The 24,237-nt window shown below is 59.6% G+C and carries 27 protein-coding genes; 11 read left to right on the plus strand and 16 right to left on the minus strand.

All coding sequences use genetic code 11. From position 1 onward, the window contains the following. Positions 1-85: 85 nt before the first annotated feature. The 7 genes from murA to ACQRBT_RS04720 form a co-directional block, all read right to left on the minus strand. The gene (gene murA, locus ACQRBT_RS04690) at positions 86-1,351 is read right to left on the minus strand and encodes a UDP-N-acetylglucosamine 1-carboxyvinyltransferase (protein ID WP_060754956.1); all 1,266 of its coding nucleotides are present in this window, start codon (positions 1,349-1,351) and stop codon (positions 86-88) included. A 23-nt stretch (positions 1,352-1,374) separates the two neighbouring features. Beyond that, complete coding sequence (locus tag ACQRBT_RS04695; RefSeq protein ID WP_060754955.1) at positions 1,375-1,614, minus strand: BolA family protein; 240 nt, start codon at positions 1,612-1,614, stop codon at positions 1,375-1,377. A 114-nt stretch (positions 1,615-1,728) separates the two neighbouring features. Then, a complete protein-coding gene (locus ACQRBT_RS04700; RefSeq protein WP_411985272.1) occupies positions 1,729-2,034 on the minus strand; it encodes an STAS domain-containing protein in 306 nt (101 codons plus the stop codon). After that, a complete protein-coding gene (locus ACQRBT_RS04705; protein WP_090366737.1) occupies positions 2,031-2,678 on the minus strand; it encodes an MlaC/ttg2D family ABC transporter substrate-binding protein in 648 nt (215 codons plus the stop codon). Before ACQRBT_RS04705 ends, ACQRBT_RS04700 begins: the two co-directional genes overlap by 4 nt. An 11-nt stretch (positions 2,679-2,689) precedes the next feature. Then, on the minus strand, positions 2,690-3,157 hold the full coding sequence (gene mlaD / locus ACQRBT_RS04710; RefSeq protein WP_010170575.1) for an outer membrane lipid asymmetry maintenance protein MlaD: 468 nt from the start codon (positions 3,155-3,157) through the stop codon (positions 2,690-2,692). After that, the gene (gene mlaE / locus ACQRBT_RS04715; RefSeq protein WP_060754952.1) at positions 3,157-3,954 is read right to left on the minus strand and encodes a lipid asymmetry maintenance ABC transporter permease subunit MlaE; all 798 of its coding nucleotides are present in this window, start codon (positions 3,952-3,954) and stop codon (positions 3,157-3,159) included. The genes mlaD and mlaE overlap by 1 nt, the downstream gene beginning before the upstream one ends. Continuing rightward, a complete protein-coding gene (locus tag ACQRBT_RS04720; RefSeq protein WP_003171811.1) occupies positions 3,954-4,763 on the minus strand; it encodes an ATP-binding cassette domain-containing protein in 810 nt (269 codons plus the stop codon). Before ACQRBT_RS04720 ends, mlaE begins: the two co-directional genes overlap by 1 nt. 298 nt (positions 4,764-5,061) lie before the next feature. Here ACQRBT_RS04720 and ACQRBT_RS04725 point away from each other — a divergent pair, with 298 nt between their 5' ends. From ACQRBT_RS04725 to ACQRBT_RS04770, 10 genes are all read left to right on the plus strand, one after another. Beyond that, the gene (locus tag ACQRBT_RS04725; protein WP_104995528.1) at positions 5,062-6,036 is read left to right on the plus strand and encodes a KpsF/GutQ family sugar-phosphate isomerase; all 975 of its coding nucleotides are present in this window, start codon (positions 5,062-5,064) and stop codon (positions 6,034-6,036) included. Beyond that, entirely contained in the window at positions 6,037-6,561 is a 525-nt protein-coding gene (locus ACQRBT_RS04730) for a KdsC family phosphatase (protein WP_411985271.1), read from the plus strand. 8 nt (positions 6,562-6,569) lie between these two features. Further along, positions 6,570-7,142 carry an LPS export ABC transporter periplasmic protein LptC gene (gene lptC, locus ACQRBT_RS04735; RefSeq protein ID WP_060754949.1) on the plus strand — a complete coding sequence of 191 codons (573 nt, stop codon included), beginning with the start codon at positions 6,570-6,572 and terminating at the stop codon, positions 7,140-7,142. Beyond that, a complete protein-coding gene (gene lptA / locus ACQRBT_RS04740; protein WP_244384323.1) occupies positions 7,129-7,662 on the plus strand; it encodes a lipopolysaccharide transport periplasmic protein LptA in 534 nt (177 codons plus the stop codon). The genes lptC and lptA overlap by 14 nt, the downstream gene beginning before the upstream one ends. Next, positions 7,662-8,387, plus strand: a complete 726-nt coding sequence (lptB, locus tag ACQRBT_RS04745) for an LPS export ABC transporter ATP-binding protein (protein ID WP_003171806.1) — start codon at positions 7,662-7,664, stop codon at positions 8,385-8,387. Before lptA ends, lptB begins: the two co-directional genes overlap by 1 nt. 185 nt (positions 8,388-8,572) lie before the next feature. Next, the gene (locus ACQRBT_RS04750; protein ID WP_060754947.1) at positions 8,573-10,066 is read left to right on the plus strand and encodes an RNA polymerase factor sigma-54; all 1,494 of its coding nucleotides are present in this window, start codon (positions 8,573-8,575) and stop codon (positions 10,064-10,066) included. Between the two features lie 75 nt (positions 10,067-10,141). Continuing rightward, complete coding sequence (hpf, locus tag ACQRBT_RS04755) at positions 10,142-10,447, plus strand: ribosome hibernation-promoting factor, HPF/YfiA family (protein WP_003171804.1); 306 nt, start codon at positions 10,142-10,144, stop codon at positions 10,445-10,447. 10 nt (positions 10,448-10,457) lie between these two features. Further along, positions 10,458-10,922 (plus strand): PTS IIA-like nitrogen regulatory protein PtsN, encoded by a 465-nt coding sequence (gene ptsN, locus ACQRBT_RS04760; protein ID WP_060754946.1) that lies wholly within the window; start codon positions 10,458-10,460, stop codon positions 10,920-10,922. 2 nt (positions 10,923-10,924) lie between these two features. Then, positions 10,925-11,782, plus strand: a complete 858-nt coding sequence (gene rapZ, locus ACQRBT_RS04765; protein ID WP_060754945.1) for an RNase adapter RapZ — start codon at positions 10,925-10,927, stop codon at positions 11,780-11,782. Positions 11,783-11,798: 16 nt separating this feature from the next. Beyond that, positions 11,799-12,071 (plus strand): HPr family phosphocarrier protein, encoded by a 273-nt coding sequence (locus tag ACQRBT_RS04770; protein WP_060754944.1) that lies wholly within the window; start codon positions 11,799-11,801, stop codon positions 12,069-12,071. Positions 12,072-12,108: 37 nt separating this feature from the next. Here the strand turns inward: ACQRBT_RS04770 and ACQRBT_RS04775 are convergent, their stop codons facing one another. From ACQRBT_RS04775 to pmbA, 6 genes are all read right to left on the minus strand, one after another. Then, positions 12,109-13,002: a ZIP family metal transporter gene (locus ACQRBT_RS04775; RefSeq protein ID WP_412047018.1), complete on the minus strand. Its 894-nt coding sequence runs from the start codon at positions 13,000-13,002 to the stop codon at positions 12,109-12,111. A 36-nt stretch (positions 13,003-13,038) separates the two neighbouring features. Continuing rightward, the gene (locus ACQRBT_RS04780; protein ID WP_090366752.1) at positions 13,039-13,650 is read right to left on the minus strand and encodes a superoxide dismutase; all 612 of its coding nucleotides are present in this window, start codon (positions 13,648-13,650) and stop codon (positions 13,039-13,041) included. Position 13,651: 1 nt separating this feature from the next. After that, complete coding sequence (locus tag ACQRBT_RS04785; RefSeq protein ID WP_198761543.1) at positions 13,652-14,095, minus strand: hypothetical protein; 444 nt, start codon at positions 14,093-14,095, stop codon at positions 13,652-13,654. A gap of 27 nt (positions 14,096-14,122) precedes the next feature. Next, complete coding sequence (locus ACQRBT_RS04790) at positions 14,123-15,499, minus strand: class II fumarate hydratase (RefSeq protein ID WP_412047017.1); 1,377 nt, start codon at positions 15,497-15,499, stop codon at positions 14,123-14,125. Next, positions 15,492-15,887: a hypothetical protein gene (locus tag ACQRBT_RS04795; RefSeq protein WP_060754939.1), complete on the minus strand. Its 396-nt coding sequence runs from the start codon at positions 15,885-15,887 to the stop codon at positions 15,492-15,494. Before ACQRBT_RS04795 ends, ACQRBT_RS04790 begins: the two co-directional genes overlap by 8 nt. Before the next feature lie 145 nt (positions 15,888-16,032). Beyond that, positions 16,033-17,379 (minus strand): metalloprotease PmbA, encoded by a 1,347-nt coding sequence (gene pmbA, locus ACQRBT_RS04800; protein ID WP_060754938.1) that lies wholly within the window; start codon positions 17,377-17,379, stop codon positions 16,033-16,035. A 108-nt stretch (positions 17,380-17,487) separates the two neighbouring features. Between pmbA and yjgA the strand changes: the two genes are divergently transcribed. Next, the gene (gene yjgA, locus ACQRBT_RS04805) at positions 17,488-18,009 is read left to right on the plus strand and encodes a ribosome biogenesis factor YjgA (RefSeq protein WP_060754937.1); all 522 of its coding nucleotides are present in this window, start codon (positions 17,488-17,490) and stop codon (positions 18,007-18,009) included. A 45-nt stretch (positions 18,010-18,054) separates the two neighbouring features. Here the strand turns inward: yjgA and tldD are convergent, their stop codons facing one another. From tldD to ACQRBT_RS04820, 3 genes are read right to left on the minus strand one after another with little or no spacing between them, the layout of a single operon-like run. Then, a complete protein-coding gene (gene tldD, locus ACQRBT_RS04810) occupies positions 18,055-19,497 on the minus strand; it encodes a metalloprotease TldD (protein ID WP_060754936.1) in 1,443 nt (480 codons plus the stop codon). 19 nt (positions 19,498-19,516) lie between these two features. Further along, positions 19,517-20,362 (minus strand): carbon-nitrogen hydrolase family protein, encoded by an 846-nt coding sequence (locus ACQRBT_RS04815; RefSeq protein ID WP_412047016.1) that lies wholly within the window; start codon positions 20,360-20,362, stop codon positions 19,517-19,519. Between the two features lie 48 nt (positions 20,363-20,410). Beyond that, the gene (locus ACQRBT_RS04820) at positions 20,411-24,226 is read right to left on the minus strand and encodes a YhdP family protein (protein ID WP_412047015.1); all 3,816 of its coding nucleotides are present in this window, start codon (positions 24,224-24,226) and stop codon (positions 20,411-20,413) included. Between the last annotated feature and the right edge of the window lie 11 nt (positions 24,227-24,237).

Genomic DNA, 24,237 nt, shown 5'->3' on the forward strand with positions numbered 1-24,237 from the left:
GCTGGAGTGCGCAGCGCTCCCAAGATTTTTAGGGCCGCTTCGCAGCCCAGCGCGGGGCAAGCCCGCTCACTACAGTGATAGCGGACTAGCCCGGTACGCGGCGGATCTTCGCACCGAGCATCTGCAGCTTCTCTTCGATGCACTCGTAGCCACGGTCTATGTGGTAGATGCGGTCGATCAGGGTGTCGCCTTTGGCGCACAGTGCAGAAATCACCAGGCTGGCCGAAGCACGCAGGTCGGTCGCCATCACCGGCGCGCCCTTGAGCTCATCGATGCCGGTAACGATAGCGGTGTTGCCCTCGACCTGGATCTTGGCACCCATGCGGTGCAGCTCATACACGTGCATGAAGCGGTTTTCGAAGATGGTCTCGATCACGGCGCCCGTGCCTTCGGCAATTGCGTTCAAGGAGATGAACTGCGCTTGCATGTCAGTCGGGAACGCCGGGTAAGGAGCAGTGCGCAAGTTAACGGCTTTGGCTCGCTTGCCGTGCATGTCCAGCTCGATCCAGTCTTCACCGGTGGTGATTTCAGCACCGGCTTCCTTGAGTTTTTCCAGGACGGCTTCGAGGATGGTCGGATCGGTGTCCTTGACCTTCACGCGGCCACCGGTCACGGCGGCGGCAACCAGGTAGGTGCCGGTTTCGATACGGTCCGGCATCACTTTGTAGGTGGCCGAGTGCAGACGCTTTACACCGTCGATGGTAATGGTGTCGGTGCCGGCGCCGCTGATGTTGGCACCCATGGCGATCAGGAAATTCGCCAGGTCGACCACTTCCGGCTCACGCGCGGCGTTTTGCAGGACGCTGCGGCCATTGGCCAGGGCAGCGGCCATCATGATGTTCTCGGTACCGGTCACACTGACGGTATCGAAGAAGAAGTTGGCGCCACGCAAGCCGCCTTCCGGCGCCTTGGCCTTGATGTAGCCACCTTCGACGTCGATGATCGCGCCCATGGCTTCAAGGCCACGGATGTGCAGGTCAACCGGGCGCGAACCGATGGCACAACCGCCAGGCAGGGCCACTTCGGCTTCGCCGAAACGGGCAACCATCGGGCCCAGTACCAGGATCGACGCACGCATGGTTTTCACCAATTCATACGGGGCAACCAGGGTCTTGATGGTGCGCGGGTCGATTTCGACCGCCAGTTTCTCGTCGATGACCGGCTCGATACCCATGCGACCGAACAGTTCGATCATGGTGGTGATGTCGTGCAGGTGCGGCAGGTTGGCCACAGTCACCGGGCCATCGCACAGCAGGGTCGCTGCCAGGATCGGCAAGGCGGAGTTTTTCGCACCGGAAATGCGAATCTCGCCATCAAGGCGGGCACCACCGGTAATAATCAATTTATCCATAAGAATCTCGACGCCTTGGGGGCTCAGGTGCGCTCGGACCAGGCCGCGCGGCTGAAAAATTTCATAGTGACCGCGTGGATGCTGCCATCGGTGATCCACGGGTTCAAATGGGCATAGATCTGCTGTTGACGCTTGACCGGGCTCAATGCCGCCAGTTCATCGCTAATCACGTTCAGCTGGAAATTGCAGCCTTCGCCTTCAACTTCTACGATCGTTTCCGGCAGCTTTCCTTCAAGGAAGCTCTTAACTTCTAGGGCCTGCATGCTCAACCTCTATCGGCGCCCAGTGCGCACGGGTCGCACATCATACAAAAAAGCCCCGCGCCTGCGAACCCCGCATAGCAGGACTCTGACGGGGGGCTTTCTTGATAATAGCTATTAAGGACGCGCCAACAGCTCGGTCAGGCCACTGACCTGGGCAATTTCACGCATATCTTCGGGCAACGCGCGGATACTCACAGGCTTTTTCGCAGCCTCGGCATCCCGCATGAAGCACAGCAACAACGACAAGCCGACGCTGCTGGACTTGGTCACTGCCGAGCAATCGAGCACCAAAGCGGGCGCGGTGCTGGACTTGATCAACGCCTGGCCCTGCTTGCGCAGCGCAGGCCCGGTGCGGTAGTCCAGCACGCCGCTGAGCAGCAGCTCGCCGGCATCGCCAAGACGAACAGCCGACTCGGTCATTGTGCGGACTTCCCAGCTTCTTTATCGGAAGCTTCCTTGGCCTTGGCCACTTCACCCGCCCAACCATTGATGGTCTTGTCCAGGTCGTTGCCGTTGCGCTGCATGGCATCGGCGAACTGGTCACGGAACAGCTTGCCGATATTGATGCCGTTGATGATCACGTTGCGCAGCTTCCACTCGCCGTTGACCTTCTCCAGCGTGTACTGAACAGGGTAGACGGCGCCGTTGTTGCCTTTGACGCTCATGTTCACGCTGGTGCGGTCGCCCGACTCATCGCCGGCCGGAGCAACGGTAATGCCCTGATTGTTGTACTCAAGCAGCGCATTGCCGTAGAACTGGAACAGGCCCCTCTTGAAGTTTTCCTGGAAGGTCTGCATCTGCGCTGGGGTTGCCTTGCGCGAATACTTGACCGTCATGATGCTTCTGGAAATGCCTTCGGCGTCAACCACAGGCCCGACAATAGTGTTCAGGGCGTTGTAGAACTGGCTTGGGTCTTGTTTGTATTGCTCTTTGTTGGCTTTCAAGTCAGCCAGCATCTTGTTGGTCGTGTCCTGCACCAGATCGTGCGCAGAACCTGCCGCGTTGGCCATCAGCGGCAGCGCTGCAAGCAGTACCAGCAGGCCGCGTCGCAAGGTAGAGATCATGAACAGGTTCCTCATTTGGCGTCTTTATTGACCGTATTGAGCAGGAATTTACCGATCAGGTCTTCAAGCACCAACGACGACTGTGTGTCGTGGATTGTCGAACCATCCTTGAGCAGGGCTGTTTCCCCGCCCACGCTGATACCGATGTATTTTTCGCCCAGCAGACCCGCAGTGAGGATAGATGCAGTGGAGTCCGTCGGCAGATTATCTACCTTCTTATCCACTTGCATGGTCACTCGACCGGTGAAGCTGTCGCGATCCAGATCGATTGCCGTGACCTTGCCGATGGTCACACCGGCCATGGTCACTTTAGCTCTGACCGTCAAACCGGCGATATTGTCAAAGTAAGCGTAAAGTTTATAAGTATCGGCGGTGGGGCTGGCCGAAAGGCCGCTGACGCGCAGCGCCAGCAACAGTAAAGCCAGGATGCCAGCCAGCAAGAAAAGGCCGACACCGATTTCCACAGTGCGGTTTTGCATCAGAAATCTCCAAACATCAAGGCGGTCAAAATGAAGTCAAGGCCCAGTACGGCCAGCGAGGCGTACACAACGGTCTTGGTCGTGGCGCGACTGATCCCTTCTGAGGTGGGTTCACAGTCGTAGCCTTGGAATACGGCGATCCAGGTCACTACAAAGGCGAAAACGATACTCTTGATGATGCCGTTGAGCACATCGCCACTGAACGTCACGCTGTTTTGCATGTTGGCCCAGTAGGAGCCGTCATAGACCCCCAGCCAGTCCACCGCCACCCAGGAGCCGCCCCAGATACCCACCACGCTGAAAATCATCGCCAGCAATGGAAGGGAAATGAAGCCGGCCCACAGGCGCGGGGCAACAATGTATTTGAGCGGGTCTACGCCGATCATTTCCAGGCTGGACAGTTGCTCGGTGGACTTCATGTTGCCGATCTCGGCAGTCAGCGCCGAACCGGCGCGCCCGGCGAACAGCAACGCGGTGACCACCGGACCAAGCTCACGCAGCAGCGTCAGGGCGACCATCTGCCCTACCGCCTGCTCCGAACCGTAGCTGGAAAGAATATTGAAGCCCTGCAACGCCAGCACCATGCCGATGAATACGCCCGAGACGACGATGATCACCAGGGACATCACGCCGACCGCATGCAGTTGCTTGACCAGCAACCCAAAGCCGCCGCCGATGCCGCCGCGACCGAGCAAGGCGTGAAACAGGAAAATAGTCGAGCGACCCAGCACTTCGACGATGTCGATGCCTGAGCGGCCGAAAAGGCGAACCTTCTCGATAAGAGATGTCTTGCGCATCAGCGCTTCCCCAGAAGATCTGAGCGGTAGTCCGCTGCCGGAAAGTGAAAAGGCACCGGGCCATCGGGATCGCCGGTCATGAACTGGCGGATACGCGGGTTATCGGCATTCATCAGCTCCTCCGGCGTACCCTGCCCCAGCACCTGGCCATCACCCACTACATAGAGGTAGTCAGCGATGCTCGCGGTCTCGGCCAGATCGTGGGACACCACGATGCTGGTGATCCCCAGCGCATCATTGAGCAAGCGGATCAGGCGTACCAGCACGCCCATGGCGATGGGGTCCTGGCCGACGAAAGGCTCGTCATACATGAGGATCTGTGGGTCGAGGGCAATAGCCCGCGCAAGGGCGACACGGCGTTTCATGCCGCCGGACAACTCGTCGGGCATCAGGTCGATGGCACCACGAAGGCCAACGGCCTGCAGTTTCAACAACACGATGTCACGGATCATCTCATCGGACAGCTGGGTATGCACCCGTAGCGGAAACGCTACGTTTTCGAAAACATCGAGGTCGGTAAACAGCGCGCCGCTCTGGAACAGCACCCCCATGTGCTTGCGCGCATCGAACAGATCGCTGCGCGACAGCGTCGGCAGGTTCTGGCCATTGACCCACACTTCACCGGCACTGGGGCGCAATTGCATGCCCATCAGGCGCAATAAGGTGGTTTTGCCACAGCCGGAAGGCCCCATGATTCCCGTGACCTTGCCACGGGGAATGCGAATATCGACGTTATTGAAGATGCTGCGCGTCCCGCGCTTGAAGGTAAGGCCCTTCAGCTCGACCGCGTAGGCGTTATCGGCACTCATCTAATCTCCTTGGGATGCAGCCTTTCACTCAGACACCCGGTATGCGACTTTCGTTAGCAACGCCTGCGCAATAATTATCCACATGGGCTGAGCGGACCGAACTGGCGGCGAACTATATCACTGCTGGTACAGCGCCCCCAAGGCCGGAACAGCGCTTGTTCAGATTCACGACAGGGAAAAAACGTTGCTGAGCACGAATCTCAAGCGCTCAGCGAATAAAGCCTGACGAACTTGCGTGAGGGAATTGATCATTACCGCTATAATCGCCGACTTTTCGTCAGGCTATACGACTTCAGACATGAGCCAATCCAGCGACCTCATTGAATCCGCACAACGTACCATTCGCCTCGAACTGGAAGCCGTAGAAGGTTTACTGACCCATATCGACGCGGATTTCGTGCGTGCCTGCGAGATGATCCTGGCCAGTAAGGGCCGCGTTGTCGTGGTCGGCATGGGCAAATCCGGCCATGTCGGCAACAAGATTGCCGCCACACTGGCAAGCACCGGCACCACCGCGTTTTTTGTACATCCGGCCGAAGCCAGCCATGGCGACATGGGCATGATCACCAAGGATGACATCATCCTGGCGCTGTCAAACTCCGGCACCACCAACGAAATCGTGACCTTGCTGCCGCTGATCAAGCGCCTGGGCATCAAGATGATCAGCCTCACCGGCAACCCGGAATCGACGCTGGCCAAGGCTGCCGAAGTCAACTTGAACGTGCATGTGGCCCATGAAGCCTGCCCACTGAACCTGGCTCCCACCTCTTCGACCACCGCGGCCCTGGTCATGGGCGACGCCCTGGCCGTAGCGCTGCTGGAGGCTCGCGGCTTTACCGCTGAAGACTTCGCGTTCTCCCACCCGGGCGGCGCCCTGGGCCGTCGCCTGCTGCTGAAGGTGGAAAACGTCATGCATGCCGGCGATGAACTGCCCCACGTCCAACGCGGCACGTTGCTCAAGGACGCGTTGATGGAGATGACCCGCAAGGGCCTGGGCATGACCGTGATCCTGGAGACCGACGGACGCCTGGCCGGAGTCTTCACCGACGGCGACCTTCGCCGAACCCTGGACCGTACCATTGATATTCACACTGCAACCATCGATGCGGTGATGACGCCCCACGGCAAGACGGCCCGCCCGGAAATGCTCGCGGCCGAAGCCCTGAAGATCATGGAAGACCACAAGATCGGCGCGCTGGTGGTAGTCGACAGCGACGACCGCCCGATTGGCGCGTTGAACATGCACGACTTACTGCGTGCGGGAGTGATGTAAATGACCGACGACCTGCTGCAACGCGGCAAGAACATCAAACTGGCGATTTTCGACGTCGATGGCGTGCTGACCGATGGCCGCCTGTATTTCCTCGAGGATGGCAGCGAATTCAAGACTTTCAACACGCTTGATGGCCAAGGCATCAAAATGTTGATGGCCGCGGGCGTGCAAACCGGGATTATCAGCGGTCGAAAGACACCCGTTGTGGAACGCCGCGCACAAAACCTGGGGATTCCTCACCTCTATCAGGGCCGTGAGGATAAACTGGTGGTTCTGGACGAGCTTCTTGGCCAACTCAACCTAAGCTATGAGCAGGTCGCCTACTTGGGCGATGACCTGCCCGACCTGCCGGTCATTCGCCGGGTAGGCCTGGGCATGGCCGTCGCGAACGCCGCAGCCTTTGTGCGTGAACACGCGCATGGCGTCACCACTGCCCGTGGCGGTGAAGGTGCCGCCCGCGAGTTCTGCGAATTGATCCTGCGCGCCCAGGGCAGTCTTGAAGCGGCCCACGCCGCCTACCTATAGAGCGTTTTATGCTGAGCAAAAAGATTCGCAACTTCCTGTTATTCGGAGTCATCGCCGCGATCTTCCTGGCGGTGGGCTACTGGAATATCAGCCCGGAGCGCTTCCTCGACAAACCTGTCGTGCAGGTTGATGCAGGCGCTATCGACTATTACGCAACCAACGCCTACAGCGTGCAGTTCCTGCCCGACGGCAAGGTGCAGTACGAGATGACGGCGGACAAGGTCGAACATTTGAAAGCGTCCGAGGTCACTTTGCTGACCAACCCGGACATGAACCTGTACCGTGGCACCGAGTTCCCTTGGCATGTCACGAGCCTGCGCGGCGAAGTCAACCCGGACGGCACCCAGGTAGAGTTGATCGATTCGGTGCGCATTGCGCGCACCGACGAACAGAAGCGCGACACCATCATCACCAGCAGTCGCATGACCGTATTCCCACAACAGCAATATGCGCAGACCGAGCAAGACGTTAGAATCGACGGCGCTGGCGGTGTATCGACTGGCAAGGGAATGAAAGCGTATTTGAAAGAAAGCAGGATACACCTGCTATCGAACGTAAGAGGACAGTATGAGGCTCGTTAAAACCCTCCCTATTTTGCTCGGTCTGGGCGCAGCACTGGGAAGCGTGAGCGCCTGGGCTCTGCCGAACGATAGCCAGCAACCGATCCACATTCAGGCCAACGATGCCCAATTGGACGACAAGAAAGGCATTGCTACCTACACGGGCGATGTGATCATTACCCAGGGCTCGATGAAAATCACCGGCAACACGGTGACGCTCACTCGCACCCCCGCTGGCGACATCGACGTGGTGACCTCGGTGGGCAACTTGGCTTACTTCGAGCAGAAGCAAGCCGCGACCGATCCGGGACCGATGAAGGGCTACGGCAAGACCATCCAGTACCACGCCCAGCAAAACCGCATCATTTTGATCGACCAGGCCAAAGTGATCAGCACCGACGGCAACTCCACGGAAGGTGAAAAAATCACCTATGACACCGTGAAACAGATCGCCAACGCCGGTCGCGCCAATGGCAACAAGGTCAGCGCACCTCGTCCGCGTGTCGACATGGTTATCCAGCCGAAGAAGAAGGCCGAGTAATGGCAACCCTGAAAGCCCAGCATCTGGCCAAGGCCTATAAAAGCCGTCAGGTCGTGCGCGACGTCAGCTTGTCGATCGACAGTGGCCAGATCGTCGGTTTGCTCGGCCCCAACGGTGCCGGCAAGACCACTTGCTTCTATATGATCGTCGGCCTGGTCCAGGCGGATCAGGGTCGCGTGCTGATCGACGACCTGGATGTCAGCCACCAGCCCATGCACGGTCGTGCTCGGGCTGGCATCGGCTATCTTCCGCAGGAAGCGTCGATCTTCCGCAAACTGTCGGTGGCCGACAACATCATGGCGATTCTGGAGACCCGCAAGGAACTCGACCGTGATGGCCGCCGCAAAGAGCTGGAAAGCCTGCTGCAGGAATTCCACATCAACCACATTCGCGACAACCTCGGCATGAGCCTGTCCGGTGGTGAGCGTCGCCGAGTGGAGATCGCCCGCGCCCTGGCCACCGCACCGAAGTTCATCCTGCTGGACGAACCGTTTGCCGGCGTCGACCCGATCTCGGTTGGCGACATCAAACAGATCATCCACCACCTCAAGGCCAAGGGCATCGGCGTACTGATCACCGATCACAACGTTCGCGAGACGCTGGATATCTGTGAAACCGCCTATATCGTCAACGATGGCCAACTGATCGCCGAAGGTGACTCCGCGACCATCCTGGCCAACGAACTGGTCAAGGAAGTGTACCTGGGCCACGAGTTCCGCCTGTAAACACCGCGGTGTCACGGCTATTGGCCAATGCGCGCGGTAGTCAATAAAAACCTCAGGCTTTTTATTGTTACCGCGCTCTAGGCAAAGCCCCCGATATCAGGCATATAATTTGCTTATGTTTGGCGCTCACGCGCCCTGTCGTGGATGGCGCAATGCGCCGGCGAATAAGGTGTTAAGCCCCTGCCATGAAACCATCGCTAGTCCTGAGAATGGGCCAGCAGCTGACGATGACACCGCAGCTGCAACAGGCCATCCGCCTGCTCCAATTGTCGACCCTGGACCTGCAACAGGAAATCCAGGAGGCCCTGGAGTCCAATCCGATGCTCGAACGCCAGGAAGACGGCGACGACTTCGATAATACGGACCCGCTGGCCGACAACATCGAGCAAAAACCCAACTCCGACGTGCAGGAACCCTCCTATCAGGAAACCGCCCCTACGGTGGACAACCTCGAGGACGGCGAATGGAACGAACGCATCCCCAACGAGCTTCCAGTGGATACCGCCTGGGAAGACGTCTATCAGACCAGTGCCAGCAGCCTGCCCAGCAGCGACGATGACGAGTGGGACTTCACCACCCGCACGTCCGCCGGCGAGAGCCTGCAAAGCCATCTGTTGTGGCAGTTGAACCTGGCGCCGATGTCCGACACCGACCGCCTGATCGCCGTCACCCTGATCGACTGCATCAACAACCAGGGCTACCTGGACGAAACCCTTGATGAAATCCTCGAGGCATTCGACCCGGAACTGGACATCGAACTGGACGAAATCGAAGCCGTCCTGCACCGCATCCAGCAGTTCGAGCCCGCCGGCATTGGCGCCCGTACGCTCAGCGAGTGCCTGCTGTTGCAACTGCGCCAGCTGCCCGCCAAGACCCCCTGGCTGGTCGAAGCCCAGCGCCTGGTGACCGACTATATCGACCTGCTGGGCAGCCGCGACTACAGCCAGCTGATGCGCCGCATGAAGCTCAAGGAAGACGACCTGCGCCAGGTGATCGAGCTGGTACAGAGCCTCAACCCGCGCCCAGGCTCACAAATCGAGTCCAGCGAAGCCGAGTATGTCGTGCCCGACGTAATCGTGCGCAAGGACAATGAGCGCTGGCTCGTCGAGCTGAACCAGGAGTCGGTGCCGCGCCTGCGAGTCAACCCGCAATATGCAGGCTTTGTGCGCCGCGCCGATACCAGCGCCGACAACACCTTCATGCGCAACCAACTGCAGGAAGCCCGCTGGTTCATCAAGAGCCTGCAAAGCCGCAACGAAACCCTGATGAAAGTGGCCACCCAGATCGTCGAGCATCAGCGCGGCTTCCTGGAGTATGGCGACGAAGCGATGAAACCGCTTGTGTTGCACGATATCGCCGAAGCAGTGGGCATGCACGAGTCGACGATTTCCCGGGTAACCACGCAAAAATTCATGCATACCCCCCGGGGTATTTATGAGTTGAAATACTTTTTCTCAAGCCACGTCAGCACCTCCGAAGGCGGCGAATGCTCGTCCACGGCAATCCGCGCGATCATCAAAAAACTGGTTGCCGCGGAAAATCAGAAAAAGCCATTGAGTGACAGTAAGATCGCTGGTTTACTGGAGGCACAAGGCATTCAGGTCGCCCGTCGAACCGTCGCCAAGTACCGCGAGTCCCTCGGGATCGCGCCTTCCAGCGAGCGTAAGCGTTTGATGTGACGGGCGGGCCACAGCGTTCCAGTGGCAGGCACCCCGGCCTGCCGCTTTATGCACTGGCAACGAAGGAGAAGCTGTATGCAAGTCAACATCAGTGGACACCAGCTGGAAGTCACCAAACCCCTGCGTGAATACACCGAAAGCAAGCTGAACAAGCTTGCGGGGCATTTTGACAAGATCACCAACGTGCAGGTCATCATGGAGGTCGATAAGCTCAAGCAGAAAATCGAGGCCACCCTGCACGTACCGAATGCCAAGCTCGTCGCCAATGCGGAACATGAAGACATGTACGCGGCGATCGACTCGCTCTACGACAAGCTCGACCGCCAACTCATAAAGCATAAGGAAAAGAATCTGCACCTGATGCAAGGTACAGGTCGCTAACTCCCCTCCCATGATCCGACTTGAAACCATCCTGACCCCCGGCCGTTCCCTTGTGAACGTGCCGGGCGGCAGCAAGAAAAAAGCCCTCGAACAAATTGCCAACCTGATCAGCCGTGAAGTGCCGGATCTGGAGATGCAGGATGTCTTCGACGCGTTGATTGCCCGTGAAAAACTCGGCTCTACCGGTTTTGGCAATGGCATCGCCATTCCGCACTGCCGCCTCAAAGGTTGTGAAGCGCCCGTGAGCGCCCTGCTGCACCTGGAAGCGCCCATCGATTTCGACGCCATCGACGGCGCCCCGGTCGACCTGCTGTTCGTGCTACTGGTCCCACAGGCCGCCACCGACGCACACCTGGAACTGCTTCGGCAGATCGCCAGCATGCTCGACCGCAAGGAAGTACGCGACAAACTACGCAGCGCCAGCAGCAACGAGGCGCTCTATCAGGTTGTCCTGGATGAACAAAACGGGCAGTAATCATGCGTTTGATCATCGTCAGCGGCCGTTCCGGCTCAGGTAAAAGCACCGCCCTCAATGTTCTTGAGGACAACGGTTTTTATTGCATCGACAACTTACCCGCCGGTCTGCTGCCTGAATTGGCGGAACGTGCGTTGATCCATACCGAACTGGCGCAGCCGTTGGTGGCCGTATCGATTGACGCCCGCAACCTGCCCAGCCACCTCTCCCGCTTCCCGGAGTTGCTCGAGGAAGTACGCGCCAAGCACATTCATTGCGACGTGCTGTATCTGGATGCCGACGAAGAGACGCTGCTCAAACGCTTCTCGGAAACCCGTCGACGTCATCCGCTCAGCAGCCCACATCGATCTCTGGCTGAAGCCATTGAGGACGAAACCACGTTGCTGGGGCCGATCATTGACCTCGCCGACCTGAAGATCAACACCACCAGCCTCAACCTGTACCAACTACGCGACGCGATCAAGCTGCGCCTGTTGAACCAGCCCGAGCCCGGCACCGCGTTTCTCGTGGAGTCGTTCGGCTTCAAGCGCGGCATGCCGGTGGACGCCGACCTGGTGTTCGATGTCCGCTGCTTGCCTAACCCCTACTGGAAGCCAGAACTGCGCGACCAGTCCGGGCTGGATCAACCCGTTATCGACTACCTTGCAGCACAGCCGGATGTAGAGGATATGTTCCAGGATATCTCTACTTACCTGCTCAAATGGTTGCCGCGCTTCGCCGCGAGCAATCGGGCCTATGTCACGATTGCCATTGGTTGCACCGGCGGCCATCACCGCTCTGTCTATTTGACCGAACGACTGGGCCAGGTTTTGCAACACACCCTCAAGAACGTCCAGGTTCGCCACCGCGACCTTAGCTGAAAGGAACACCCCCGCGATGCCCGCTCTGGAAATTGAAATCATCAACAAGCTCGGCTTGCACGCCCGGGCTTCCGCCAAATTCGTCGGCGTTGCCGGGCAGTTCCCCTGCCAGATTCGCGCCGGCCGCACCCCGGAATCGATGGTCGATGGCAAAAGCATCATGGCCATGATGATGCTGGCTGCCGGCAAGGGCACCCGGATCCACCTGAAGACGGAAGGCGAGCAGGAACAGGAAGCGATGGACGCCTTGGTGAAGTTGATCAACAACTACTTTGATGAGGGTGAGTAAACCCACCCGTTGAAAACTGCGTGGAGCTGAAACGGCTTCACCCCAACGCAGTATCCATGACCATCATCAGGCAAAACCCGATACACAGCCCCAGGCTGGCGAGCTTTTCGTGACCATTGCGCCTCGATTCGGGGATCACTTCATGGGTTACCACCAGCAACATCGCACCGGCGGCCAACGCCAGCCCCAATGGCAACAGCACCTCGGCCAGGCTTACCAGCCATGCGCAAAGCACGGCAAAGACAGGCTCGACCAACCCGGATGCAGCACCGATCAAGAATGCCTTAAACCGTGACATCCCTGCCCCCGCTAATACCAGCGCTATCACCAGACCTTCAGGCACGTCCTGCAGGGCAATGCCCATGGCCAAACTGTCGGCATCGGGTACGCCACCCCCAGCGGAGACGCCCACCGCCATACCTTCCGGAATGTTGTGGGCAATGATCGCGAACACAAATAGCCAGATACGCGGCGGCATTACCGGCTTGTCCGGTGTCCCCACCAATATTTCGGGGCTGGCACCAGAAACCTTGCGATCAACCAGATACAGCCAGAAAGCACCCAGCATGATGCCGAAGCTGATCAATCCGCTCGCGCCCCAGGGCGATAACCCGAGGTTCTGGGCGGCAGAGATACCCGGCACGACCAACGAGAACGCGGTCGCCGCCAACATCACCCCCGCACCAAATCCCAGCAGGGAATCACTCAGTGCGACCGGCATGCGCCGAATCACCAGCACCGGGACCGCCCCCAACGCCGTGCCAAGCGCACAGATCGCCCCGCCCTGCAGGGCACGCAGAATGCGTGGTTCCAGGCCCAACCAGGCCAGCCCATGGGCTACCAGCAACGCAGTACCTGCCAATAGCAGCAGCGAGCCAAACGCATAGCGAAACAGGCGCCCGCTGCCGATCGTCAGTGTTTCAGTGCCCATTGGTCACCCTTGGATCTTGTTATAGGGAGGTGAGTGTCAGGCCAAGGCAGCCTGATAACGAGCGGCGACTTCCGGCCAGTTGATGACGCTGTAGAAGGCATTGATGTATTCCGGGCGACGGTTCTGATACTGCAGGTAGTAGGCGTGCTCCCAGACATCCAGGCCGAGGATCGGCGTATTGCCGCTCATCAACGGGCTGTCCTGATTGCCGCTGCTCTCCACCACCAGGGTCTTGCCTGGAGTGACACTGAGCCAGGCCCAGCCACTGCCGAAACGGGTCAGCGCGGCTTTGGTAAAGGCTTCCTTGAAACGCTCAAAGCCGCCCAATTGCTCGTCGATAGCCCGGCCCAGCACGCCCTCGGGCTGGCCGCCGCCCTTGGGTGACATCACTGCCCAGAACAGCGAGTGGTTGGCATGACCGCCGCCCTGATTGATCACTGCCGCGCGCAGTGTTTCAGGCAATTGCTGGACGCTGGACACCAGTTTCTCTACCGGCCAGCCCTCGAACTCAGTCCCGTCAACCGCCGCGTTGAGGTTGTTGATATAAGTCTGGTGATGCTTGGTGTAGTGAATTTCCATGGTCTGTGCATCGATATGCGGCTCGAGGGCATCGTAGGCATAAGGCAAGGCAGGCAAGGTGTAGGTCATATCAATGCGCTCCGTAATAAGGGTTGTTGCGGGTCGACGCATCCGTTTGCGTCGCAGCGCCGCCCAACAAGCGATGAGTACGTGGGTATTCACCGTGATCGCTGATGAAATTCAACAACTCGACATAGGTCTTGCTGCTCTGGCGCAGCGCCGCCTCGCGCAACTGCGGGCTAAGACGCGGGTCCTGCAGGGTCTGCAACAGGCGTTGGTGAATGGCGCAGAGGTATTCCGCGCTTTCTTCCGGCTGGTTCAGGCGCAGGTGCAGGTCCGCCAGGTTGTGATGGGAAATGACGCAGGCCGCCACTGCTTCTTCGGCGTCCGCCCAGCGCTCAAACAGCACTTGAGCCAGGGCCAGGGCTTGCAAATAGGCCTCGCGAGCGTCGACCAACTCACCCTGCATAAAGCAGCGATTGGCGCGTTCGATCGTACGTTTCCAGTGCTCCATGGTGAGCCTCCAAAGCAGAGTCGGTGACTACACGCCGCCGGCCGTGAGTTTTTCCGGGTCCAGCAGCATTTCCAGCTGACTACGGGGCAAGTCAGTGTGCTCAAGGGCAACGTCAATCACCGGCCGGCCTTGTTGATAGGCTTTTTTGGCGATTTCGGCGGCCTTCTGGTAACCAATGATCGGGTTGAGCGCGGTGACCAGGATTGGATTGCGCGACAGCGCTTCCTTGAGTTTGGCCTCATTGACCTTGAAGCTGGCGATGGCCTTGTCCGCCAGCAATCGACTGGAGTTGGCCAGCAATTCAAGGCTGCTGAGCAGGTTCTGGGCGATGATCGGCAGCATCACGTTCAGCTCGAAGTTGCCCGACTGGCCGGCGACGGTAATCACCGAGTCATTGCCAATCACTTGCGCGGCCACCATGGCGGTCGCCTCCGGGATCACCGGGTTGACCTTGCCCGGCATGATCGAGGAGCCCGGCTGCAGCCCTTCCAGCTCGATTTCGCCAAGCCCGGCGAGGGGACCGGAGTTCATCCAGCGAAGGTCGTTGGCGATTTTCATCAGTGAGACGGCGGTGGCTTTCAATTGACCGGAAACGGCGACGGCAGTGTCCTGGGAACCGATCAGGGCAAACAGGTTCTTGCCCGGCGTGAATTTCACGCCGGTCAAACCACTCAGTTGCCGGCTGAAACGTGCAGCGAACTCCGGGTGTGCGTTGATCCCGGTGCCGACAGCCGTGCCTCCTTGAGCCAGGGCCTGCAAGCTTGGCAGCAAGTCCTGCAAATGCCCGATATTGGCCTTGAGTTGCTGCGCCCAGCCGTTGAGCACCTGGCTCATGCGCACCGGCATGGCGTCCATCAGGTGGGTGCGGCCGGTCTTGATGAAGGGATGGACGGCTTCGGCCTTTTGCTCGATCACCTGAACCAGATGCAGCAGGGCTGGCAACGTTTGCTCATGCAGCACCAACGCGGCGCTGACATGGATAGTGGTCGGGATGATGTCGTTGCTGCTCTGGCCGCAGTTGACATGATCGTTGGGGTTGACTACCTCACCGAGCAAGCGGGTGGCCAGAGTTGCAATCACTTCATTGGCATTCATGTTGGAACTGGTGCCGGACCCGGTCTGGAAGATATCCACCGGGAAGTGCGGCATGAAATCACCTTCGAGCAAGCCTTGGGCGGCATCGACGATGGCCTTGCCCTGTGCTTCGCTGATCTGTTTGAGGTCGACATTGACCTTGGCGGCAGCCACCTTGGCCAGGATCAAGGCTCGAATGAATTGCGCCGGCATGCGCTGGTGACTGATTGGGAAATTGTTCACCGCGCGCTGAGTCTGCGCGCCATACAGCGCGTCGGCAGGTACTTGAAGTTCGCCCATGCTGTCGCGTTCGATACGGGTGTTACTCATCGTTAGATCCTTGCACCAGGTCAGAGTGAGAAAGTGATGGCAGCAATTGGCAGGTCGCCAACTGCCAGGCAAAGGTCTGCCAGCGCTTGAGGCGGCAGGCGCAGCGGGAGAGTTTTTCCAGGTCACGCAATGGGCGCCATGCCTGATCCAGGCACAGGGATCGCCAGTGCCATGGCAAGGCGATATCACTGGCGGTGTCGATCAAGAGACGGAATGAGGTTTCGGCGATCGTCCACGGATGGGTCGCAGTGCAGCACGCCAGGTATCGGCCTTCGTTGAGGTAATGTTCGATCAGGCGAGGCTCATTGGGATCAAGGCCGCAGCGGATCTGACGGCTCATCCAGCGCCAGCTTTCCAGGTACGGATCCTCATGCAGGACAGAACTCATGATCTACACTCGCTCGATAATGATATTCATTATTAAATGATATTAAGAATCAAAACAAGACGAGAAATTCAGTTCGACTTTTACATAGCCAAAAAAAAGCACGCCATCTTCGGGATGGCGTGCTTTTTTATGAAGCGCTGTGTGATCAGCTGCCGGCGACGGTCATCCGCTCGATCAGTACCGACCCCGTGCGAATGTTGCTGCGCAGCTCCAAGTCATTACCCACTGCCACGATCTGCTTGAACATGTCACGCATATTGCCGGCAATGGTCACTTCTTGGACGGCAAACTGAATCTCACCGTTTTCCACCCAGAAACCCGCCGCGCCTCGAGAGTAATCACCCGTCACCATATTCAAACCATGGCCCATCAACTCGGTCACCAGCAGGCCCCGGCCCATACGACGCAGCAAGGCAGCCTGGTCTTCGGCACCGTGAGTCACAAAGAGGTTATGCACGCCACCGGAGTTGGCAGTACTCGGCAAGCCAAGCTTGCGCCCGGCGTAAGTGCCCAGCACGTAGGACACCAGCTCGCCCTTCTCGACAAACGGCTTGGCATACGTCGCCAGGCCATCACCGTCGAACGCCGAACTGCCCATGGCACGCATCAGGTGAGGGCGCTCGTCGATGGTCATCCACTCAGGGAACAACTTCTGGCCGATTGCGCCTTCAAGGAACGAGGACTTGCGGTACAGGTTGCCGCCGGAAATCGCCCCCAGGAAACTGCTGAACAACCCCCCAGCCAGTTCCGCCGAAAACAGCACCGGCACTTCACAGGTCGGCACCGGGCGCGCACCCAACCGGCTGGCAGCGCGTTGTGCAGCGCGCTGGCCGATGCTGACCGGGTCCGCCAGCAGATCGCCCTGGCGATTCACGTCGTACCAGTAATCACGCTGCATCTGGCCATTGGCTTCGGCGATCATCACGCAGCTCAAACTATGACGGGTGGACGCGTAACCACCGATAAAACCGTGGCTGTTACCGTAAACGCGGCAGCCCTGATGCGTACTCAAAGTGGTGCCATCGGCGTTCTTGATGCGGGCATCGGCGTCAAACGCAGCCGCTTCGCACTTCAGCGCCTGCTCGATCGCTTGCTCAGGCGTGATATCCCAGGCATGGAACAGGTCGAAATCCTTCAAGTCCTTAGCCATCAACGCTTTGTCGGCCAACCCCGAGCTTTCATCTTCAGAGGTGTGCTTGGCGATGGCCAAGGCAGCCGCGACGGTCTCGCGAATCGCCTCCGGGCCGCTGGCCGACGTGCTGGCCGAGCCCTTGCGTTGCCCCACATACAAAGTAATACCAAAACCCTGGTCGCGGTTGAACTCGACGGTTTCCACTTCGCGCTGACGCACCGACGTAGACAGCCCTTGCTCCAGCGACACCGCCACCTCACAGGCGCTGGCCCCCTGGCGCTTGGCCTCGGCAAGGATCTGCTCGACTTGTTCCTGCAGTGCCGGTAAAGCTTGCGGACCGACGCTTTGGGCTGCACTCATGGTTTTCTCCACTCAAATTCTGCTTTCGGTTAAGGCCATCGAGCGACCGGGCCGGACAAGCGGCCCCCGACTGGTTATCATGGCGGCGTTTCTTTGCGGACTGCCACCATGGTTGATTCTTACGACGACTCCCTCGATGGGGAGAAAAGCAAATCCCAGGTCAAACGCGAGCTGCATGCTCTGGTTGACCTTGGCGAGCGCCTTACAACGCTCAAGAAAGACTTGATTGCGAAACTGCCACTGACCGACGAAATGCGCCGGGCGCTGGCGGATGCGCCCAAGCACACCGCGAATATCGCGCGTAAACGGCATATCGCGTTTATCGGCAGGCTGATGCGCGATCAGGATACTGACGCGATTCTGGCCTTGCTTGATCAAACCGATGCCTCCACTCGCCAGTACAACGAACGCTTCCATAACCTGGAACGTTGGCGTGACCGCCTGATATCGGGCGACGACGCCGTGCTGGAGAAATTCGTGGTGGACTACCCGGAAGCGGATCGCCAGCAACTGCGTTCCCTGATCCGTCAGGCCCAACACGAACTGGCGCACAACAAGGCGCCGGCCACCAGCCGTAAAATCTTCAAGTACATCCGTGAGCTGGACGAGACGCAGCGCGGCCTGCGCTGATCCTCTTCCCCGGGTGGCGACCTTCGCCACCCGAAGCTCCCCGGCTTACGACCCCGTACCCCCGACGGTAATCGCATCAATTTTCAGCGTTGGCTGGCCGACACCCACCGGCACCGACTGCCCGTCCTTCCCGCACGTACCGACGCCACTGTCCAGCGACAGGTCATTACCGACCATCGACACCTTGCTCATGGCCTCCGGCCCGTTACCAATCAACGTCGCCCCCTTGACCGGCGCGGTAATCTTGCCGTCCTCGATCAGGTACGCCTCGCTGGTGGAAAACACAAACTTGCCGCTGGTGATATCCACCTGGCCGCCGCCAAGGTTGGCGCAGTAGATCCCACGTTTCACCGAAGCGATGATTTCCGCCGGGTCGCTTTCGCCTCCCAGCATGTAGGTATTGGTCATGCGCGGCATCGGCAGGTGCGCATAGGATTCGCGGCGGCCGTTGCCGGTACGTGCCACACCCATCAGGCGCGCGTTGAGTTTGTCTTGCATATAGCCTTTGAGTACGCCGTTCTCGATCAGGGTGGTGCACTCGGTCGGTGTACCTTCATCATCAACACTCAGCGAGCCACGGCGGCCGGCCAGGGTGCCGTCATCGACGATGGTGCATAGTTTGGAAGCCACCCTCTCGCCCATGCGTCCGCTGTAGGCGGAGCTACCCTTACGGTTGAAGTCGCCTTCCAGCCCATGGCCCACCGCTTCGTGCAGCAAAACCCCGGACCAACCCGAACCCAGGACCACCGGCAAAGTCCCCGCTGGTGCCGGAATGGCCTCCAGGTTGACCAATGCCTGGCGCAGCGCTTCCCGGGCGTAGCCCATGGCACGGTCGTCAGCCAGGAAATAGCGGTAGTCGGTACGCCCGCCGCCGCCATGGCCGCCGCGCTCGCGACGGCCGTTCTGCTCAACGATCACGCTGACATTGAAACGTACCAACGGCCGCACATCCGCCGCCAGCCCACCATCGGTGGACGCCACCAGGACACGCTCCCACACACCGGCCATGCTCACGGTCACCTGCTGAATGCGCGGGTCCAGGGCTCGGGTGGCCGCGTCGACACGCTTGAGCAGCTCAACCTTTTCTGCACGACTGATGACTTCCAAAGGGTTATCCGGTGCGTAGAGCTGCGCCACATCCTGGGTGCTGAACGCCTGTACCGTGCCGTTTTGACCGGCACGAGAGATCGAACGCGCCGCACGGGCCGCCAGGCCCAGGGCTTCCAGGGTGATTGCGTTGCTGTAAGCAAAACCGGTCTTCTCACCCGATTGCGCGCGCACGCCGACCCCTTGGTCCAGGTTGAAGCTGCCTTCCTTGACGATGCCGTCTTCAAGAGCCCACGACTCGGAAATCTGCCCCTGGAAATACAGGTCGGCTGCGTCGATGCCCGGCCCGGCCAGATCGCCCAGCACGGTTTGCAAGCTTTCGATGGTCACGCCACCGGGTGCCAGGAGGTGTTCACTGACTGAGGACAACAACTCGCTCATAGGTTTGGCCTTAAATTCATCATTCTGAAGCAGGCCGCTGGGCGCCCTGCGAGAAAAAGCGCCGATGGTTCACCACCGGCATGCGCGCCCGTATCGACGCCTGTTCACTGCTATCGCGCTCGGCCAACAACACCGCTTCGCCTTGATCCTGTTGTGCCAGCACTCGCCCCCAAGGGTCGATAATCGCCGCATGCCCAAAGGTTTCCCGCGGCCCGGGGTGCACGCCGCCTTGTGCGGCCGCCAGCACGTAGCATTGGGTCTCGATGGCGCGTGCGCGAATCAACACATCCCAATGCGCCGCTCCCGTCACCGCAGTAAAAGCCGAGGGTGCGCTGATCAGCTCTGCGCCCGCTGCGCGCAACTCACTGTACAGCTCGGGGAAACGCAGGTCATAACACACGGTCAGCCCCAGTCGACCCACCGGTGTATCCGCCACCACCACTTTGCCACCGAAAGCATAGTCGTCAGACTCCCGATAACGACCACGGGCATCGGCGACATCGACATCGAACAAGTGCAGCTTGTCGTAACGGGCGACGATCTGGCCCTGATCGTCGATCAGCAGCGAGCAGGCGTTGGGCTTGGCATTCGGCTGGCCCTCGGGTGGCAATGGCAATGTACCGGCCACTATCCATAAGCTGAGGTCGCGGGCTGTCTGTTTCAACCACGGCAGGATCGGGCCTTCACCCGAGGCCTCGGCGCGACCGATATCGGCCACATCACGACGCCCCATGGCCGCGAAGTTTTCCGGCAGCACGGCAAGCGTCGCACCGCCCATCGCCGCTTGTTCCAGCAAGCGCCGGGCCTGGATCAGGTTGGCCAGCACATCGCTCTGGCTGACCATTTGAATTACCGCAAAGGACATGGGCCCACACTCCATGATTGGCATAGGGCCATGCTACTCCACAGTCTCTCAGTTTGGTTTTTCAAATGGTTTGTCGAACGTGATTTTCGGGTCTTTCCAAGGCCCTTCCACTTTGTATTGCACGCTGGCGAAGCGCGAAACACGGTCACCGATCAATTTGTCGATCAGAAACAACGCCCCCCCAATGGCCGGCGCACCGACAATCAGCGCCGCAATGGGCAGGTTGTTGGTTACAGGCAAAGTCACCAGCAACTTGGCGTCCACGCGGTCAGCCACCAGGTCCAGGGTGCCGTTGAGTTCCAGATTGGTCGACGGCCCGGTCATGGTGATCGGCTCACGGGTCACGAAGACTCCGTCACTGGCCGCCAGCAACCCCTTGACTCGGTCATAGCTCAAGCCCTTGCCGAGCAGGTCCGAGAAGTCCAGGCGCAAACGACGACCGATGGAGTTGAAGTTCAACAGGCCGAACACCCGCAACGCCTGGGCGCCGCCCTCCACTTCCACAAACTGACCTTTACGGAACGAGGCATCGAGGCTGCCGGAGAAGCGCTTGGGCCCGACCCACGCCGGTGAACCCGGCCAACGGCCATCCACGTCCAGGTGGAAGTCCTCGCTGGTCACCGTCGGCGCAAAGCCCCAGCCCTTCAGCACATCGGCGATGTTCTTGCCATCCAGGCGCCCTTTGTACCAACTGTAGCTGGCCCCTGGCGCACCTTCCCAGCCACCGGCGCCCTTGAGCAGCATACCCTTGAGGCCCAGATCCAGGTCGGTAAATGCCAGGCCCTTGGCGGTCGGCCGGATCTTCAGCGACCAGGCCCCCACGAGGTCCGGCCCCTGGAACAGCTTGTCGATGGCGATATCCAGTGCCGGAATATCCTTGGGATCAATATCAGCCAGCGGGTCAGGAGCGTTTTCGTCCGCCTGTACCGTTGGGTCCACCGCAGGCAATTTCACGTACTGCAGGTTGATCGCAATCGGCGCGCCCTTGGCGTCCGGCAGGTTCACCGTGCCTTTGGCCTGCTGGCTGTCGAGCTGCAAGCCCCACGCAGCAGGCTTGCGGTCGAGCTGCAGGCTGACTTGATCCAACTGGGAGCCAAGGCCGGTCAGCTTGCCCACCTTGAAATCGGCACCACTGAGCAGTTGCTTGGCACTGCCGCCCGGATCGTTGCCCGCGTAACGGTTAACCAGTTTTTTCCATGGGTCGATATCCAGTTCCGACAGCACCCCGCGAATGCGCAGGCCTTTGTTCGCGGGCAATAACGCGTTGCCATCGCCGAGGAACAACTCGCCACGACCGTCATTGAGCTTGTCGGGTGGCGCCGCAAAGGTGAAACTCGCCAACTCGCCGTAACTGAACCAATAGCGGCGCTCGGCACCTTGCAAAGTCATGCGAAAGACGCTGTCACGCCCCTGGCTGGCAGGCATGCCAAAGGGGGCGGGCAAATCTACTGCAACGCCCTTCATATTGGAGCTGACCATGAGTTGGCTGTCAGCGCCATCCAGGGTCAGCTGCAGTTGGTAAGGTATGTCGCCGGAAACCGGTAATGGCTGGCTGATCTTCAACCAATCCGTCAGACGCTTCACCGTGACCTGGCCTTTGGCGGTCACGCGGGTGCTGATATTGCCGGGCTTGCCATCGGCAACAATCTGCGCAGTGATGGGACGGTCGAACGCCTGCGCCGAAATGTTCTGGCCGCTCAGGCCCTTGGCGCTGTCGAAGCGGAAGTCACCCTTGAGCTGGGTCAGGTCCAGTGGCGGCTCGGCCAGTTGCAGGCGGGCCTTGTCGGTCTTGAAGTCCACCACGATCTTGGGGTCGTTCCCCTTGGCCAACGGAACATCCAGGTCCAGGCTGCCTTGCAGATCGCCCTCGCCTTTCCAACCGGCGAAGGTCGAGGCTGTGCCTATCGGCGCTTCCTGAAGGATTTTCAGACCATCACCCAGGCCACCGGCAAACCCTCCGGTCAGCAGCAGGTGACTGTCCTGGCCGGCAGGTGCGTGGGGAATATTGACATAGACATCCTTGACCTTGGTGTCGAGCAACTGGCCCTTGCTGGCCAGAATACGCACACCGCTCTCCTCGACGAACACTTCACCGTCGACCTTGCCCACATGAGGCCAGCCCGGCTGGAACGCCAACTCGGCATCATGCACCTTGAAGAACAGGCTGATATTGCGCGAAGCCGGCAGCGCGTCGTGGTTCAGCGAGCCCTGGTACTGGAAGAAACCCTGGTCAACCGCCCCTTTGAGAATCGCTGTGCGCAACCACTCATCCAGCGACGGGCTGAGTACGGCGGGCAGATACTTGGGGGTGAAGCGACCATCACCATCAACCATGCCGACCCGCAGGTCCATGTAGTCTTCCTGGTTATGGTCGAAATGCAGGCGAATCAGGAAGTCGGCAGCGATTTTGCCTTCCTCGCCCAGCACCTTGATGTAAGGCGCTATCAGGGTGAAGCCTTCTTTATCCAGCTTCCAGGTCAGTCGCGCATTGGCCTGGATGTACTGCCAAGGCTTGGCGAAAATCGGGTCCAGATGCAGGGAAAAGTCCTTGCTGTCCATGCGCAATTCGCCATGGCCCAGGTCGCCGCTGATACTACCGGACACGTTACGCGCGGCCGGCGCACCGAAATAAGCATCAAAGCCGATGCGCTCAAGGTTGGCGGCGAAGCTGACTTTCTGGTCGGTGGTGTCCTGGGGGCGCAGATCCACCAGTACATTACGCAGTACCCCCGTGGCCTTCAGATGCTCCAGGGTCTTGGCGAAGCCTTCCGGCAACGGCGCCAAGGCATTCAACAAAGGGGTGATAGGCGTCAGATCGAGGCGATCGGCCTGGAGCTTCCAGACCTCCTGGTCCTTGTCCGTGGCCAGGGTTTGCTGCAATTGCATGTGCGATTCCCAGCGGGTATCGCCCAGGTTCATCGCGAGCGAATCGAACAGCACCTTAAGGCCGCTATCACTGCGTTGCAGATAAGCGGTCAGGGCCAGATTTTCGATATGCACAGGCTTGCGATCGGCGTAGCTGCCCTTCACTTGCGCAGAGTTGAGACGCACAGCAGCACTTTGGACAGTACCTTTGGCCCAGCTCAACCAGAACTCACCGCCGGCCTGGAACTGCGTGAGCTTCCATTGCCGGGTCAGCTTCGCGGGAATCCATTTGGCCCAGTCGCTCTGGGGCAGGCTGAGATAGGCTTCGACTTCTGCGTCTTGCCATTGGCTGGCGCGAATGCGGCTGCGCAGGCTGACGGCAAGCGGTTGACCGTCAGGCAACGTCAAGCGTGCATCCAAACGTTGCCGAGTCATGCCGGTGTGCAGGCTCAAGCCGACGTAAGTCATGGTCAGCGGCGCCTGATCGAACGGCTGGAGGGTGACCTGGCTATCCAACAGCGACACGCGCTTGACCATTTGCATGCGCGTCAACAACTGCCCGGGGTCCAGTGGCTGTTCATCCCGTACCGGCAGACCTTGCAAGGCCCAGTGACCGTCCTTGTCTTCCTTGACGCTCAATTGCAGCCCACTGACTTGCAGATGGGCGATGCGCACTTCAAGGGCCATCAGGCTGGCCCAGATATCCGGCACCACTTCGACCTGATCCAGGCGCAGGGCGCTGCTGCCCTCACCGACCATCACGTCGTGGGCCAGCAATACCGGGGCGAAGCCACTCCAGCGCCCCTCGAGGCTGCCAATGTGCAGGGGCATGTCAACCGCGGCCTGGGCCTTGGCCTCAACTTGCGCACGGTATTCGGCCACCAGCGGCGTCAGTTCACGACCCAGGCTCACGTAGACCGCCGCCATTACCAGCAGCAGCGCACAGAGGCCCAGGCCCCAACGGGTCAAAGCGGCAAAAAAGCGTATCAGACGCTCCATGTCAGGCGACC

Source organism: Pseudomonas sp. R19M, from assembly GCF_050312585.1.
GTDB classification, from domain to species: domain Bacteria; phylum Pseudomonadota; class Gammaproteobacteria; order Pseudomonadales; family Pseudomonadaceae; genus Aquipseudomonas; species Aquipseudomonas palleroniana.

Coding starts and splice junctions, on each gene's coding strand:
- murA (WP_060754956.1), bottom strand. CDS start 1,351: ATGGATAAATTGATTATTACCGGTGGTGCCCGCCTTGATGGCGAGATT.
- ACQRBT_RS04695 (WP_060754955.1), bottom strand. CDS start 1,614: ATGCAGGCCCTAGAAGTTAAGAGCTTCCTTGAAGGAAAGCTGCCGGAA.
- ACQRBT_RS04700 (WP_411985272.1), bottom strand. CDS start 2,034: ATGACCGAGTCGGCTGTTCGTCTTGGCGATGCCGGCGAGCTGCTGCTC.
- ACQRBT_RS04705 (WP_090366737.1), bottom strand. CDS start 2,678: ATGATCTCTACCTTGCGACGCGGCCTGCTGGTACTGCTTGCAGCGCTG.
- mlaD (WP_010170575.1), bottom strand. CDS start 3,157: ATGCAAAACCGCACTGTGGAAATCGGTGTCGGCCTTTTCTTGCTGGCT.
- mlaE (WP_060754952.1), bottom strand. CDS start 3,954: ATGCGCAAGACATCTCTTATCGAGAAGGTTCGCCTTTTCGGCCGCTCA.
- ACQRBT_RS04720 (WP_003171811.1), bottom strand. CDS start 4,763: ATGAGTGCCGATAACGCCTACGCGGTCGAGCTGAAGGGCCTTACCTTC.
- ACQRBT_RS04725 (WP_104995528.1), top strand. CDS start 5,062: ATGAGCCAATCCAGCGACCTCATTGAATCCGCACAACGTACCATTCGC.
- ACQRBT_RS04730 (WP_411985271.1), top strand. CDS start 6,037: ATGACCGACGACCTGCTGCAACGCGGCAAGAACATCAAACTGGCGATT.
- lptC (WP_060754949.1), top strand. CDS start 6,570: ATGCTGAGCAAAAAGATTCGCAACTTCCTGTTATTCGGAGTCATCGCC.
- lptA (WP_244384323.1), top strand. CDS start 7,129: ATGAGGCTCGTTAAAACCCTCCCTATTTTGCTCGGTCTGGGCGCAGCA.
- lptB (WP_003171806.1), top strand. CDS start 7,662: ATGGCAACCCTGAAAGCCCAGCATCTGGCCAAGGCCTATAAAAGCCGT.
- ACQRBT_RS04750 (WP_060754947.1), top strand. CDS start 8,573: ATGAAACCATCGCTAGTCCTGAGAATGGGCCAGCAGCTGACGATGACA.
- hpf (WP_003171804.1), top strand. CDS start 10,142: ATGCAAGTCAACATCAGTGGACACCAGCTGGAAGTCACCAAACCCCTG.
- ptsN (WP_060754946.1), top strand. CDS start 10,458: ATGATCCGACTTGAAACCATCCTGACCCCCGGCCGTTCCCTTGTGAAC.
- rapZ (WP_060754945.1), top strand. CDS start 10,925: ATGCGTTTGATCATCGTCAGCGGCCGTTCCGGCTCAGGTAAAAGCACC.
- ACQRBT_RS04770 (WP_060754944.1), top strand. CDS start 11,799: ATGCCCGCTCTGGAAATTGAAATCATCAACAAGCTCGGCTTGCACGCC.
- ACQRBT_RS04775 (WP_412047018.1), bottom strand. CDS start 13,002: ATGGGCACTGAAACACTGACGATCGGCAGCGGGCGCCTGTTTCGCTAT.
- ACQRBT_RS04780 (WP_090366752.1), bottom strand. CDS start 13,650: ATGACCTACACCTTGCCTGCCTTGCCTTATGCCTACGATGCCCTCGAG.
- ACQRBT_RS04785 (WP_198761543.1), bottom strand. CDS start 14,095: ATGGAGCACTGGAAACGTACGATCGAACGCGCCAATCGCTGCTTTATG.
- ACQRBT_RS04790 (WP_412047017.1), bottom strand. CDS start 15,499: ATGAGTAACACCCGTATCGAACGCGACAGCATGGGCGAACTTCAAGTA.
- ACQRBT_RS04795 (WP_060754939.1), bottom strand. CDS start 15,887: ATGAGTTCTGTCCTGCATGAGGATCCGTACCTGGAAAGCTGGCGCTGG.
- pmbA (WP_060754938.1), bottom strand. CDS start 17,379: ATGAGTGCAGCCCAAAGCGTCGGTCCGCAAGCTTTACCGGCACTGCAG.
- yjgA (WP_060754937.1), top strand. CDS start 17,488: ATGGTTGATTCTTACGACGACTCCCTCGATGGGGAGAAAAGCAAATCC.
- tldD (WP_060754936.1), bottom strand. CDS start 19,497: ATGAGCGAGTTGTTGTCCTCAGTCAGTGAACACCTCCTGGCACCCGGT.
- ACQRBT_RS04815 (WP_412047016.1), bottom strand. CDS start 20,362: ATGTCCTTTGCGGTAATTCAAATGGTCAGCCAGAGCGATGTGCTGGCC.
- ACQRBT_RS04820 (WP_412047015.1), bottom strand. CDS start 24,226: ATGGAGCGTCTGATACGCTTTTTTGCCGCTTTGACCCGTTGGGGCCTG.